Genomic DNA, 13,087 nt, shown 5'->3' on the forward strand with positions numbered 1-13,087 from the left:
ATCTCGTCCGCGGTTCACTTGGTTTCCGGCGCGGCGACCGCACCGGCCGGCTGACCGCTGCCCGATCCGCCGAGCACCGACTCCGAGATCGACGCCGGCAGCGGCTTCGGTTTCTCAAGGAACCCGAGCAGCGGCAGGATGATCAGGAAGTGGGCGAAGTAATAGGCGGTCAGGATCTGCGACAGGATCACGTAGATGCCTTCCGCCGGCATGGCTCCCAGATAGCCGAGGCCGATGCACACCAGCACGAAGATCCAGAAGAACTGCTTGAACAGCGGACGGTAGGCGCCCGAGCGCACCTTCGACGTGTCGAGCCACGGCAGGATGAACAGCACCGCGATCGCGCCGAACATCAGGATGACGCCGCCGAGCTTGTCCGGCACGGCACGCAGGATCGCATAGAACGGCAGGAAGTACCATTCCGGAACGATGTGCGCCGGGGTCACCAGCGGATCCGCCGGGATGTAGTTGTCGGCGTGCCCGAGGTAGTTCGGGATGTAGAACACGAAGTAGGCGAAAAAGATCATGAACACGACAATCGCGAACAGATCCTTGATCGTGTAATACGGATGGAACGGCAGCGTGTCCTGCTTGGACTTCGGCTGAATGCCCGTCGGGTTGTTGTTGCCGGTGGTGTGGAAGGCCCACACGTGCAGCAGCACGACGCCGAAGATCATGAACGGCAGGAGATAGTGCAGCGAGAAGAAGCGGTTCAGCGTCGGATTGTCGACCGCGAAGCCGCCCCACAGCCACTGCACGACCGGCTCGCCGATCAGCGGCAGCGCCGAGAACAGGTTGGTGATCACGGTGGCGCCCCAGAAGGACATCTGGCCCCAGGGCAGAACATAGCCCATGAAGGCGGTGGCCATCATGATCAGGAAGATGATCACGCCGAGGATCCACGAGATCTCGCGCGGCGCCTTGTAGGAGCCGTAGTACATGCCGCGGAACATGTGGATGAAGACGGCGATGAAGAACATCGACGCGCCGTTGGAGTGCAGGTAGCGCAGCAGCCAGCCGAAGTTCACATCGCGCATGATGTGCTCGACCGACGCAAACGCGGCGTCCGTGCTCGGCGTGTAATGCATCACCAGCACGACGCCGGTGAGGATCTGCGCGATCAGCACGAAGAACAGGATACCGCCGAAGGTCCACCAGTAGTTGAGGTTCTTCGGGGTGGGAAAGTCGACGAAAGAGCCGCGAACGAGCGAAATGACCGGCAGGCGGCTCTCGAGCCACTTGGCGGCCGCACTCTGCGGCACGTAGTTGGAATGTCCAGCCATGGCTGCCTCCTCGAAACTGCCGCTAAATCAGCCGATCTTGATGACGCCGTCCGAGACGAACTCGAACGGGGGAACCAGAAGGTTCTCCGGCGCGGGGCCTTTGCGGATGCGCCCCGCGGTGTCGTAGTGCGAGCCGTGGCAGGGGCAGAACCAGCCGTTGTACTCGCCGGCCTCGCCGAGCGGCACACAGCCCAGATGGGTGCACACGCCGACCATGACGATCAGCGCCTCGTTGCCTTCGACGCCGCGGTTGACGTCGCTCGCGTCCGCGTCGGCCGCCAGATTGGCGTTGCGCGCCATCGGGTCCGGCAGATCGGAGATCGGGACCGCACTGGCCTCCTCGACCTCGGCCGCCGTGCGGTTGCGGATGAACACCGGCTTGCCGCGCCACATCACGCTGATCGACTGGCCTTCCTCGATCGCCGACACGTCGACCTCGATCGACGCCAGCGCGAGCGCGGATGCATCCGGATTCATCTGGTGAATAAAGGGCCAAGCCAGCGCGCCCGCGCCGACGGCGCCCATCGCCCCGGTCGCGATATAGAGGAAATCGCGGCGTGTGGGTTCGACCGTATCCTGCTGTGCCAAGGTCGCGTCCTCTTTTGATCTTCAGGCCCGGCGACAACGACCTGAAACCGCCGGCTCCTCCGGATGACGGGGCGGAGGGCGGCGGAGCACGTTGTCAGGGCGGCAGGTGCGGCTGTCGCACCTTTCCAAGCAGAGGGGTTATTGGCACCTCCGTCCCCGCTTGTCCAGATCATCCTTGGCCAAGACGACGCTTTGTCGCGGATTTTTCGCCGAGGCCGAAGCGACGCGCGACCACCTGATCCTGTTGCGAAAAAGTCCGCACCCGGCGAACGCGCGGCGACGGCGCGGCCCCTCAGGCCGCGCCGCGTCCGCCGGTGTCCCCGCCTCCCTCGCCCGTCTCGACATCGAGAAACCCGCCCGACTGGCGATGCCAGAGGTCGGCGTAGAGCCCGCCGGCCTGGAGCAGATCCTCGTGCCGGCCGGTCTCCACGATGCGGCCCCGGTCCATCACGATCAGCCGGTCCATCGCGGCAATTGTCGACAGGCGGTGCGCGATGGCGATCACCGTCTTGCCGGCCATCAGCTCGGTGAGACTTTCCTGGATCGCCGCCTCGATCTCGGAATCGAGCGCCGAGGTCGCCTCGTCCATCACCAGGATCGGCGCGTCCTTCAGCAGAACGCGCGCAATGGCGATCCGCTGGCGCTGGCCGCCCGACAGTTTCACGCCCCGCTCGCCGACATGCGCGTCGAGGCCGGTGCGTCCTTGCCCGTCGACGAGATCAGGGATGAAGCCGTCGGCATGGGCGCGACGGGCCGCCGCCATCGCGGCCTCGCGGCCGGCATCGGGGCGACCGTAGACGATGTTGTCGAGAACGGAACGATGCAGCAGCGAGGTGTCCTGCGTCACCACGCCGATCTGCGCCCGCAGGCTGTCCTGTGTCACCCGGGAGATATCCTGACCGTCGATCAGGATGCGTCCGCCCTCCACGTCGTGGAAGCGCAGCAGCAGGTTGACCAGCGTCGACTTGCCCGCCCCCGAGCGCCCGACCAGACCGACCTTTTCGCCCGGCGCGATACGAAGCGTCATGTTCTCCATCACGCCCGCGTCCTTGCCATAGTGGAAGGTCACGTTCTCGAAACGGATTTCGCCCTTCGTCACCTTAAGCGCCCCGGCGTCCGGACGGTCGCGCACCGCGCGCTCGCGCGAGATGGTCGCGATGCCGTCCTGCACCGTGCCGATGTTCTCGAAGATGCCGGAGACTTCCCACAGGATCCACTGCGACATGCCCTGCAGCCGCAGCACCAGCCCCACCGCCACGGCGATGTCGCCGGTGGTCACGGCGGCGCGCTGCCACAGCAGGATCGACACCAGCCCCGTCGCGAAGAGCAGCAGCATGTTGATGATGCTGAGCGAGGTGTTCAGAACCGTCACCAGACGCATTTGCCGATAGACGGAGTGCAGGAACGCCCGCATCGAGCGCCGGGCGTAGGATTCCTCGCGCTCCGCATGGGAGAAGAGCTTGACCGTGGCGATATTCGTATAGGCGTCGACGACGCGGCCCGTCATCGTGGAGCGCGCATCGGCCTGCGCCGCCGACACGCTCTTCAGGCGCGGCACGAAGAACACCAGCACGCCCACATAGGCCAGCAGCCACACCACCAGCGGCGCGGCCAGCCGCGGGTCCGCCTCGCCGACGAGAAACAGCGCCGCCACGAAATAGACCGACACATAGACCAGCGCGTCGAGCACGCGCGTCACCACCTCGCGCACGGCAAGCGCGGTCTGCATCACCTTGGTCGCGATGCGGCCGGCGAAATCGTCCTGATAGAAGCCGACGCTCTGGCGCAGCAGGTAGCGATGCACCCGCCAGCGCAGGATCATCGGGTAGTTGCCCATCACCCCCTGGTGGAACAGCATCTCCCAGGCGAGGTTGAGCAGCGGCAGGATGATCAGGATGACCGCCGCCATCCACGCCAGCCTGCCGCCGTTGTCGGCGAAGAACGTGTCGCGCTCCGCCTCGGCCAGCCAGTTCACGAGATCGCCGAGGAAGGAGAAGATCATCACCTCGAAGATCGCCACCAGCATCCCCATGAAGGAGACCGCCGCGAGCGCCGGCCACACCGGTTTCGTGTAGTGCCAGCAAAAGGCAAGCAGGCCGGCGGGCGGCGGCGACCGGTCGTCCTCGTCGCTGGGACCGAAAGGATCGATCAGACGCTCAAACCAGGCGAACATGGCGGGCTTCCTCTTCGATGGACAGGCGCGGCGCAGCGGACGCGGAACGCGCGGGGGTCCGGCGCGCGCTGCGCGCCGGCGGAAAGATCGGACGGGGCGACGCCGGCGTCAGCGCCACGGCCAGCGCGAAACTGACCACGCCGAAGGCCATGACCAGCGTTCCCAGGAACAGGGTCAGAAGATCGCCGACGACCGTCGCCGCGGGGCGCGCCGCGCCGTCTACGACGACCGCGTCGATCCGCGCCAGATGCGGGATCGCGACCGGCAGATAGAGCAGGATCGCCAGGGCGAGCGTGAGCAGCGCGACGCCGGCGACAATGCGCAAAACCCGCAAGGCGGCGGCGCCGGTCCGACCGGACAGCGCGCCTCCCAGGGCGTGTCGCGCGGAGAAGACCGGGCGCGCGCAGAACAGAGTGGGGGGCATGACGAATGTCTCCCGCGAGTGCAAACCGAAAGGGAGTCCCGGCGCAGACGCGCGAGCTTGCGCGCGCATCCGCAAGGCGGATTGGACCGGTGACGACAGGAATGTGCCGGACCGCGTAGGGCGGCCGCGACTGGATGGAAAAGGAAAACGGGGGATGCGGCGCGCCCGGATCGGGCGGCAGCGGACCGCTAGCCGGCGGTGCCCGGGGCCGATGCGGCCGGGGCCCGCTCCTCGAGGATCGACGCCCTGCGGCAGTCGCCGAACGATGCAAGGGAGCGGCGCGCGGCGCGCATGTCGATCATGCAGACTTTATCCATGCGGCCCTCCTGTGCGTTCGAGGTTGCGGTCAAGATTGTCGTGTTCGGTGCCAGACCGTTTCGGTGTCCAGCCGTCATTCGGTGGAGGAATTCGGTGTCCGACCGGCATCCGGTCGAACACCCGGCAGGCACCGGATCGACGACGATGAGCGGACAATAGACCACGCGGCGACGCCGCGCAGCCGTTTTCCGCCCGCGACCGGTACAACGCAGCCGCGAGTTGCCAATTCGCAACAGATACGTTGCCGGCTTGCAATGACCGTCCGTGAAGCCCCGTTGGCGAAACGGGACACCCACCACCGGGACCGGGACGCAAACGGGGACGCGGACGGGAAGGCAGACGGGGACGACAGGAGCCGATGCCTACACCCGCGCGCGCGCCTCCGGGGTGCCCGGCACGCCGTTCTGCGCGCTCGCCTCCTCGGGCGCGAGAAACCCGCCCGACTGGCGATGCCAGAGGTCGGCGTAGAGCCCGCCGGCCTGGAGCAGGTCCTCGTGCCGGCCGGTCTCCACGATGCGGCCCCGGTCCATCACGATCAGCCGGTCCATCGCCGCAATCGTCGACAGGCGGTGCGCGATGGCGATCACCGTCTTGCCGGCCATCAACTCGCTCAGGCTTTCCTGGATCGCCGCCTCGATCTCGGAATCGAGCGCCGAGGTCGCCTCGTCCATCACCAGGATCGGCGCGTCCTTCAGCAGAACGCGCGCAATGGCGATCCGCTGGCGCTGGCCGCCCGACAGTTTCACGCCCCGCTCGCCCACATGCGCGTCGAAGCCGGTGCGCCCCCGGCTGTCGCGCAGGGCCTCGATGAAGCCCAGCGCATGCGCCCGTTCGGCGGCCGCGCGGATGGCGGCCTCTTCCGCCTCGGGACGTCCCAGCGCGATGTTGTCGCGGATCGAGCGATGCAGCAGCGCCGTATCCTGCGTGACCACACCGATGCGCGCGCGCAAGGACTCCTGCGTGACGCGCGCCACGTCCTGCCCGTCGATCAGGATGCGTCCGCCCTCCAGATCGTAGAAGCGCAGCAACAGGTTCATCAGCGTCGACTTGCCCGCCCCCGACCGCCCGACCAGACCGACGCGTTCGCCGGGCGCAATCGTCAGCGACAGATCCTCGATCACGCCACCCGCCTTGCCGTAATGAAAGGTCACCCGGTCGAAGCGGATTTCTCCGCGCGAGACCTCCAGCGCCCCCGCGTCCGGGCGGTCGCGCACCGTGACCGGCCGGGTGATCGTCTCGGCGCTGTCGTGCAGCGTGCCGAGCGCGCGGAACAGCCCGTTCAACTGCCCCATCAGCCGCCCCAGCAGGACATGCAGCCGCAGCACCAGCGCCATGACCAGCGCGACATTGCCGGTGGTGATGGCACCCGCCTGCCAGGAGGTGACGGCGAGGCCCGCGATCGTCGTGATCATGACCCCCGACAGGAGGTTTACCGACACGCGCATGGCCGTCAGCGTGCGCGTGAAGCGCCGGATGGCGGCCAGAAAATTGCGATAGGCCGCCCGCGTGCCCTTGTCTTCATGCGATGCGTCCGAAAAGAGCTTCAGCGTCTGGATGTTGCCGTAGCTGTCGACCAGGCGGCCGGTGACGCCGGAGGCGGCGTTCGCGGTCTCCTTGGCGGTCTTGCGGATGCGCGGCACGAGGATTCGCGCCGTGGTGGCGAAGGCGGCGAGCCAGACCAGCACGGCCAGTCCGATCCATCCGTCGAGGCTTGCCGCCAGCGACAGGGTGAAGAGCGCGAAGACCAGAATGAACCAGACGATCTGCAGCAGGCTGACCATGAAGTCGCCCGCCGCCTGACCCGATTGCCAGACCTTTTGCGAGATTCGCCCGGCGAATTCGTCCTGAAAGAAGGCGAGCGACTTGTCGGTGATCTGCGCATGGCCCTGAAAGCGCACCAGGTTGAAGAAGCCGGGCACGATCACCTGTTCCTCGACCAGCGAGGTCAGCGTGGCCGCCAGCGGGCGCAGCAGCAGCACCGTCGCGCCCATGAGCAACAGCGTGCCGCCATGGTCGCGCAGAAAGGTGGACCGCTCCCCCGTCTGCATCAGATCGACCAGATCGCCGACATAGACGTAGAGCGCGGCCTCGATCACCGCGGTGATCCCGCCCAGCGCCAGCATGGCCGCGAAGGCGAGCTTCGCCTGCGAGACGAAGAACCACAGATAGCCGAAGGCGCCCGACGGCACGGGCCGCGCGGGAAGCGGGGCCAGCGGATCGATCCGCGTTTCAAACCATCTCAGAAGCCGGTCGATCACCCGTCGTCCTTCCTCTTGCCGCATGCGGGGCCGCGCGCGGCCGTCCCGGTTCGCCGGGCCCGCGCGGCATTTCGCATGACACCGCCGAACCCGCAGTCTATCACCCATGAAACACGTGCGTTCCGCCCGGCCCCCTGCTCCACGGTCGATTGCCTCATGCCCGATCTCGTTCTGTATCAACCCGACATTCCGCAAAACACCGGCACGATGCTGCGTCTCGGCGCCTGTCTGGGGGTGACCGTCCATCTGATCGAACCGGCCGGTTTTCCCATGTCCGACCATGCGCTGAGGCGGGCCGGCATGGATTATCTGGAGCGCGCGGCCCTCGTCCGCCACCTCGGCTTCGACGCCTTCGAGGACTGGCGCCGCACGCAAGGCCGGCGTCTGGTGCTGCTCACGACGCGGGCCGAGAAGGCCTTTTCCCGCTTTTCGTTTCGCGCCGACGACCTGCTGATGCTGGGGCGGGAATCGGTCGGTGTGCCGGCAACGGTGCACGAAACCGTCGATGCGCGCGTGACCATTCCCATGGTCGAGGGCGTGCGCTCGCTCAATGTCGCGGTCTCCGCCGCGATGGTGCTCGGCGAGGCGCTGCGCCAGACCGGCGGCTTCGCGGCGGACGGCTGACCGGCGGCGCCGGCGCGGCCCACGCCGATCCCCTTTGCTTCGCCCGGGCAGGCGGCTAACCTATCCCGGTTCTGGGAGGGGAGACTGTCGCATGATCATGGCGTTCCGGCGCTTCGCGCGGGGCCTGCGGGCCCGGTATTTCGGCCCGGAGTCCGCCGCCTCTGGCGCCGTCCTGCTTTCCGCCCTTGCCGCCTGTCTGGCGGCGGACCTCGTGGCGTCGCCCGCATCGGCCGCCGAGGACACGACCACCCTCGACATCCGCCTGTTCAGGGAAAGCGACATCCCGCCGCCCGCCGCCTGCCGCGTCACGCTCTGGCAGGCGAACCGCGATCCCGGTTCCGACCGCTTCGCCACCGTGTTTCTCGAGGATCTCGATTTCGATCATCTCCGCGCCCCGGCGCGCCTGCGCATCGGCGACGACGTGGTAAACCTCACCCGGATCGCGACCGGCGGCGCGGCGGCCGGCTACGATCTTCATGCCGTCCAGCTCTATCGAAGCGCCGACGGCGACACCCGGGTCATTCTCGACCTCGCCTTCGCGCCCGAGGAGGGCGAGGCGGTGGAGATCGAAAGCGGCAAGCTGACGATCGTGCGCCAGGGCTTTCTGCCCTTCCGGATGGACGTGAAGGGCGGGGCCGGTTGCATGGTCCCGGCGGCGGCCGGGGATCCGGCGGCGGGGGAAGACGATCCGGTCGACTTTTCCAATCTGTTTCAGAAGTACCAGGTCCGGCCCGGCGACGTGCCGGAGGCGCTTCTGCAAAGGCTCGCCGAGGTCTACGATTGCGACTGGCGGGCCGCCATCGACCGCTTCGGCGTCACCGGCTACCAGACGAGCGAGGAAGGCGCGATCTGGGAGCTCGGCTGCGCGCTCGGCATGCACAATGTCGCCTACGCCTATGCGCAGGTCTATCTGTTCGATCCGGGCGAACACACGCTGCTCAGCTTCCAGAACGTGAAGGGCCACCCGCGCATGTCTCCCTACATCCTGTTCAATCCGGTGTGGGACATGGAGCGGCGCGTCGTCTCGAGCTTCACCGTCGACCGCGGGCTCGGCGATTGCGGCACCTTCGAGCGCCACCGGCTGGTGGATGCGGAGTTCCGGATGATCGAATATCGCGCCAAGCCCGAGTGCGACGGCAACGCGATGGAGCCCGAGGCCTATCCGCTGATCTACAGCCGATAGGCCCGCGCGGGGGCCGCGAAGGGTTTTCCCGCGCGCCGCGATCTGCGATGACACGGGGCGCGAACGAGACGACATTTCCAGTTTGAAACGCCATTCTTGGTTCGAAACGACGGGGACGGAACGACACATGAGCAATGCGGGCGGCGTGAAGGCCGAGGTCAAGGGCGAGGTCAAGGGGGGCCCGGTTCCAGACGACATCGAGGCCAAGAAGGACGAGGCCCGGGTGTGGTTCGCCAGCCTGCGCGACCGTATCTGCGCGGAGTTCGAGGCGCTCGAGGACGAGGCGGGCGAGTATGCCGCCCTTCCGGGCGCGCTTGCCGAGACGCCCGCCGGACGCTTCGAGCGCACGCCCTGGGAGCGCATTGATTCCAGCGGCGCCAAGGGCGGCGGCGGTGTCATGTCGATGATGAAGGGCCGCGTGTTCGAGAAGGTCGGCGTGCATGTCTCGACCGTGCACGGCGAGTTTTCGCCCGAGTTTCGCGGCCAGATCCCCGGCGCCGACCAGGACCCGCGCTTCTGGGCCTCGGGCATCTCGCTGATCGCGCATCTGCACAATCCGCATGTGCCGGCGGTGCATATGAACACCCGCATGGTGGTAACCACCCGGCAGTGGTTCGGCGGCGGCGCCGACCTGACCCCCGTGCTCGATGCCCGCCGCACCCAGGACGACCCGGACACCCGCGCCTTCCACGCGGCGATGGAAGCGGCCTGCGCCGCCCATGAGGTCGCCGACTACGACCGCTACAAGGCGTGGTGCGACGACTATTTCTTCCTCAAACACCGCAACGAGGCGCGCGGCATCGGCGGTATCTTCTACGACTACCTGCACTCCGGCGACTGGGCGGCCGACTTCGCCTTCACCAAGGACGTCGGCCTCGCCTTTCACGACATCTACCCCAGGCTGGTGCGGGCGAACTTCCACAAGCCGTGGAGCGAGGCGGAGCGCGAGGAACAGTTGATCCGGCGCGGGCGCTACGTGGAGTACAATCTGCTTTACGACCGGGGCACGATCTTCGGGCTGAAGACCGGCGGCAACGTCGCCTCGATCCTGTCGTCCATGCCGCCGGTGGTGAAATGGCCCTGATCGGCTAACGGCCGGCTGACGGCCGGCCGGCGTCGATCACCGCGCGAGGCATGTACCACGAGGCATGTCATGTCCCTGCCGCCGCTGACGCGGGTGTCGATCGCGAACTACCGCTCCATCCGCGCCCTGCATCTGCCGGTGGGAGCGCTGACCGTCTTCGTCGGCCGCAACGGCACCGGCAAGACCAACCTCTACCGCGCGCTGTCGCTGCTGCGCGCGGCGGCGGAGGGGCGCATCACCCGCGCCATCGCCGAGGACGGCGGGGTGGAGAGCGTCCTGTGGGCGGGCACGCGCACGCGCGGTCCGGTCCGCCTGACGCTGTCGGCCACGCTCGGCGATCTCACCTATGCGGTCGAGATCGGCCTGCCCAAACGCGGCAGCGACGCGGCGCTGCCGCTCGAACCCCTGGTCAAGGAGGAACGGCTGACGCTGGCAAGCGGGGCGCGTGACATCGCGCTCATGGACCGGCGCGGGCCCACCGCCTGGCTGCGCGCCGCCGACGGCGGCCGGATCACCTACGACAACGAGCTGCTCGGCTCGGAAACCGCGCTTGCCGCCTTTCGCGACGGCGCCCGCTTTCCCGAACTCGACATCGCACGCCGCGCGCTTCTCGACTGGCGCTTCTACCACGCCTTTCGCACCGATCCGGAGAGCCCGCTGCGCCGCCCGGCGCTCGCGCTCACCACGCCGACGCTCGCCTCCGACGGCGCGGACCTCGCCGCCGTCTTCGCCACATTGTGGGACGTGAAGGTCGATCCGGTGGACGTCGAAGAGGCCATCGACGACGCCTTTCCCGGCGCCCGGCTGGAGGTCGTCACCGGCGGCGCCGACTGCCGCTTCGCGCTGCGCTTTCCAGACCTGCCGCGCGCCTTCGCCGCGCATGAGCTCTCCGACGGCACGTTGAACTATCTGGCGCTCGTCGGCGCGCTGCTGTCCTACCGCCTGCCGGCCTTCCTGGCGCTGAACGAACCGGAGGCGAGCCTGCACCCCGACCTTCTGGAGCCGCTGGCGCGCGTCGTCGCCCGCGCGGCGGAGCGCACGCAGGTGTGGATCGTCACCCATTCCGAAAGCTTCGCCGACCATCTGGCCGCCCATGCCGGCGCCGTGCCGCGCACGATCCTGAAGACCGACGGCGCCACGGCCATCGAGGGGCTGACGGTCACCGGGGAATTCGTCGATCCGTGACCCGCCGGGGCCATATCGCACGGTCAGGACGCTGCAGGACGCGTGCTGGGTGACCTTGTTGGAGACGCTGCCCGTCAAGAGCCCCTTGAGCCCGCCGAGACCCCGGCTGCCCATGACGATCATATCGGCACCGAGGTCCCCGGCGCTGTCGAGGATCGCCTCCGCATAATCGCCCGGCACGACGCGCATCCGCACGTCCGCGACGCCAAGCTCGCGCGCCCGCTCAGCGGCCATTTCGGCGATCCGGTCGCCCAGCGCCGAGACGATCCGCGCCGTCTCCTCGCCGCTCTGCGCGCTGCGGAAAAGCTCGTTCATGGTGGCCGGCACATTGGCGGCATCCGGCATGGTCGTCGATGTGACATGACGCACGAGATGCTCCACCTCGGCAAGCCGGCTCGCTTCCTCCGCCCGGCGCCCGTGCAGCAGCACATGCAGCACGGTGAGCCGGGCGCCGAAGCCCCTGGCCACCCCGGCGGCCATATCGACGGCCTTGCGCGCGGTATCGGACCCGTCGGTCGCGACAAGAACATGGTCGATCATCGTGGCGCTCCTCCCTTTTCCGCAACCGTTCGTCGGTCGTCCGGGACACAGCGAACCGTAAAAACGGCGGAAACACGATGACCTGAGTCAAGTCGCCGGGGAGGACTGCTCGCCGCCGGGCCGGATCACTCCGTCATCGCGGCGGCGAGCAGGTCGTCGCCGGAAAGCGCGAAACCGCTCTCGATCCAGGCGGCTTCGGCGCGGGCGAGACGCGCGCCGACCTCGCGCCCGGGAGCGATCCCGGCGGCGAGCAGATCGCGTCCGGTCAGCGGAAAGACCGGCACGTCCAGCCGGCGCAGGCCCTCAAGCGCTTCGGCGAAGAAGGGATCGTCCGCCGGCGCGCCAACGTTGGCCCAGGCATAGAGCAGCCCGTCGACCGCCGCCGCCCGCCCCTCGCGGTAGAGCTGTTCCTTCAACCGCCGCTCGGGCACGCGCGTGAGCCCGGCGCTGCGCCAGGCGGCCACGGCGGCGGAGGCCGCATGCGCCGCCTTCATGCGTTTGCGCTCGGCGTTGGACAGGCGCAGGTGATCCGCCGTCTGGTCCAGATCCGCCTCGCCGCCGTCGCTGAGCACGGCGAGCGCCAGACCGGGTTCGCGGGCCTCGGGCGCGATTGTATCAAGCGCGCGCAGGGCGGCAAAGGGCTCGAGCCCGCCGCGCATCGCCAGCACATGGGCAATGATGCCGGCGCGCTCCATCTCGCGCAGCGTCGAAACGGCCCGCGGGGCCGCGACCAGCTTCCGCATCTCCATGCCGATGCGCTCCGCCGACAGCCCGTCGAGCCCGTCGCGCAATTCGGTGACCGCCGCCATGCCGTCGGGGTCGAGATCGCCTTCGCCATATTGCGCGTGGAAGCGGAAGAAGCGCAGGATGCGCAGATAATCCTCGGCGATGCGGTGCCGTGCCGTGCCGATGAAGCGCACCCGGCGGGCGGCGAGATCCGGCAGTCCGCCGACCGGGTCGTGGACCATGCCCCGGCGGTCGGCATAGAGCGCGTTCATCGTGAAATCGCGCCGCTCCGCGTCGTGTTGCCAGTCGCGGCCGAAGCGCACGGTGGCGTGGCGGCCATGGGTTTCCACGTCCTCGCGCAGCGTCGTCACCTCGAAGGGCACCCCGGCGCTGACCACCGTCACCGTGCCGTGTTCGAAACCGGTCGGAACCGCCTTCAGCCCCGCCGCCCGGGCGCGCTCCATCACGGTCTGCGGTTCGGCGGTGGTGGACACATCGATGTCGGTGACGGCGAGGCCGAGCAGCGTGTTGCGCACCGCGCCGCCGACCACGCGCGCGGTGTCGCCGTCGCGCTCCAGCGCGTCGAAGACCGCTTGCAGTTCGGGCGCCTTCAGCCAGTCCGCCTCGATGCGGGCGGCCGTCGCGCCGGCCCCCCCGTCACGCTGCATGGTCAGGCCCCATGGTCACATCCCGTCGCCACG

At 68.3% G+C, this 13,087-nt stretch carries 11 protein-coding genes and 1 pseudogene; 4 read left to right on the forward strand and 8 right to left on the reverse strand.

Features of this window, described 5'->3' with window-relative positions; translation table 11 throughout:
- Window positions 1-14 precede the first annotated feature (14 nt).
- From ABL312_RS13125 to ABL312_RS13150, 6 genes are all read right to left on the reverse strand, one after another.
- Complete coding sequence (locus ABL312_RS13125; protein ID WP_349357837.1) at window positions 15-1,283, reverse strand: cytochrome b/b6; 1,269 nt, start codon at window positions 1,281-1,283, stop codon at window positions 15-17.
- Between the two features lie 27 nt (window positions 1,284-1,310).
- Complete coding sequence (gene petA / locus ABL312_RS13130; protein ID WP_349357838.1) at window positions 1,311-1,871, reverse strand: ubiquinol-cytochrome c reductase iron-sulfur subunit; 561 nt, start codon at window positions 1,869-1,871, stop codon at window positions 1,311-1,313.
- 292 nt (window positions 1,872-2,163) lie between these two features.
- Window positions 2,164-4,044 (reverse strand): ABC transporter ATP-binding protein, encoded by a 1,881-nt coding sequence (locus ABL312_RS13135; protein WP_349357839.1) that lies wholly within the window; start codon window positions 4,042-4,044, stop codon window positions 2,164-2,166.
- Window positions 4,028-4,468, reverse strand: a complete 441-nt coding sequence (locus ABL312_RS13140) for a hypothetical protein (RefSeq protein WP_349357840.1) — start codon at window positions 4,466-4,468, stop codon at window positions 4,028-4,030. The genes ABL312_RS13135 and ABL312_RS13140 overlap by 17 nt, the downstream gene beginning before the upstream one ends.
- A gap of 188 nt (window positions 4,469-4,656) precedes the next feature.
- A complete protein-coding gene (locus tag ABL312_RS13145; protein ID WP_349357841.1) occupies window positions 4,657-4,785 on the reverse strand; it encodes a hypothetical protein in 129 nt (42 codons plus the stop codon).
- 363 nt (window positions 4,786-5,148) lie between these two features.
- Window positions 5,149-7,044, reverse strand: coding sequence for an ABC transporter ATP-binding protein (locus tag ABL312_RS13150; protein WP_349357842.1), 1,896 nt, complete (start codon window positions 7,042-7,044; stop codon window positions 5,149-5,151).
- 156 nt (window positions 7,045-7,200) lie between these two features.
- On the opposite strand from ABL312_RS13150, the gene ABL312_RS13155 reads away from it, so the two are divergent.
- The 4 genes from ABL312_RS13155 to ABL312_RS13170 all read left to right on the forward strand — a co-directional run bounded on the left by ABL312_RS13155 (window position 7,201) and on the right by ABL312_RS13170 (window position 11,120).
- Window positions 7,201-7,668, forward strand: a complete 468-nt coding sequence (locus ABL312_RS13155; protein ID WP_349357843.1) for a tRNA (cytidine(34)-2'-O)-methyltransferase — start codon at window positions 7,201-7,203, stop codon at window positions 7,666-7,668.
- Window positions 7,669-7,759: 91 nt separating this feature from the next.
- Window positions 7,760-8,851: a DUF1176 domain-containing protein gene (locus tag ABL312_RS13160; protein WP_349357845.1), complete on the forward strand. Its 1,092-nt coding sequence runs from the start codon at window positions 7,760-7,762 to the stop codon at window positions 8,849-8,851.
- Between the two features lie 127 nt (window positions 8,852-8,978).
- Window positions 8,979-9,935: an oxygen-dependent coproporphyrinogen oxidase gene (hemF, locus tag ABL312_RS13165; protein WP_349357846.1), complete on the forward strand. Its 957-nt coding sequence runs from the start codon at window positions 8,979-8,981 to the stop codon at window positions 9,933-9,935.
- Window positions 9,936-10,004: 69 nt separating this feature from the next.
- Window positions 10,005-11,120, forward strand: a complete 1,116-nt coding sequence (locus ABL312_RS13170; RefSeq protein ID WP_349357847.1) for an AAA family ATPase — start codon at window positions 10,005-10,007, stop codon at window positions 11,118-11,120.
- A 75-nt stretch (window positions 11,121-11,195) separates the two neighbouring features.
- On the opposite strand, the pseudogene ABL312_RS13175 reads toward ABL312_RS13170, so the two are convergent.
- Window positions 11,196-11,660 (reverse strand): annotated as a pseudogene (locus ABL312_RS13175) (universal stress protein); the annotation flags it as partial.
- 125 nt (window positions 11,661-11,785) lie between these two features.
- Window positions 11,786-13,054 carry a CCA tRNA nucleotidyltransferase gene (locus ABL312_RS13180; protein WP_349357848.1) on the reverse strand — a complete coding sequence of 423 codons (1,269 nt, stop codon included), beginning with the start codon at window positions 13,052-13,054 and terminating at the stop codon, window positions 11,786-11,788.
- Window positions 13,055-13,087: the final 33 nt, after the last annotated feature.

This window comes from Stappia sp. (genome assembly GCF_040110915.1).
In the GTDB taxonomy this organism is placed as follows: domain Bacteria; phylum Pseudomonadota; class Alphaproteobacteria; order Rhizobiales; family Stappiaceae; genus Stappia.

Excerpts from the sequence above, each read along its gene's own strand:
- ABL312_RS13155 (WP_349357843.1), top strand. The coding sequence starts at position 7,201 with ATGCCCGATCTCGTTCTGTATCAACCCGACATTCCGCAAAACACCGGC.
- ABL312_RS13170 (WP_349357847.1), top strand. The coding sequence starts at position 10,005 with ATGTCCCTGCCGCCGCTGACGCGGGTGTCGATCGCGAACTACCGCTCC.
- hemF (WP_349357846.1), top strand. The coding sequence starts at position 8,979 with ATGAGCAATGCGGGCGGCGTGAAGGCCGAGGTCAAGGGCGAGGTCAAG.
- ABL312_RS13180 (WP_349357848.1), bottom strand. The coding sequence starts at position 13,054 with ATGCAGCGTGACGGGGGGGCCGGCGCGACGGCCGCCCGCATCGAGGCG.
- ABL312_RS13125 (WP_349357837.1), bottom strand. The coding sequence starts at position 1,283 with ATGGCTGGACATTCCAACTACGTGCCGCAGAGTGCGGCCGCCAAGTGG.
- ABL312_RS13140 (WP_349357840.1), bottom strand. The coding sequence starts at position 4,468 with ATGCCCCCCACTCTGTTCTGCGCGCGCCCGGTCTTCTCCGCGCGACAC.
- ABL312_RS13135 (WP_349357839.1), bottom strand. The coding sequence starts at position 4,044 with ATGTTCGCCTGGTTTGAGCGTCTGATCGATCCTTTCGGTCCCAGCGAC.
- ABL312_RS13160 (WP_349357845.1), top strand. The coding sequence starts at position 7,760 with ATGATCATGGCGTTCCGGCGCTTCGCGCGGGGCCTGCGGGCCCGGTAT.
- ABL312_RS13145 (WP_349357841.1), bottom strand. The coding sequence starts at position 4,785 with ATGGATAAAGTCTGCATGATCGACATGCGCGCCGCGCGCCGCTCCCTT.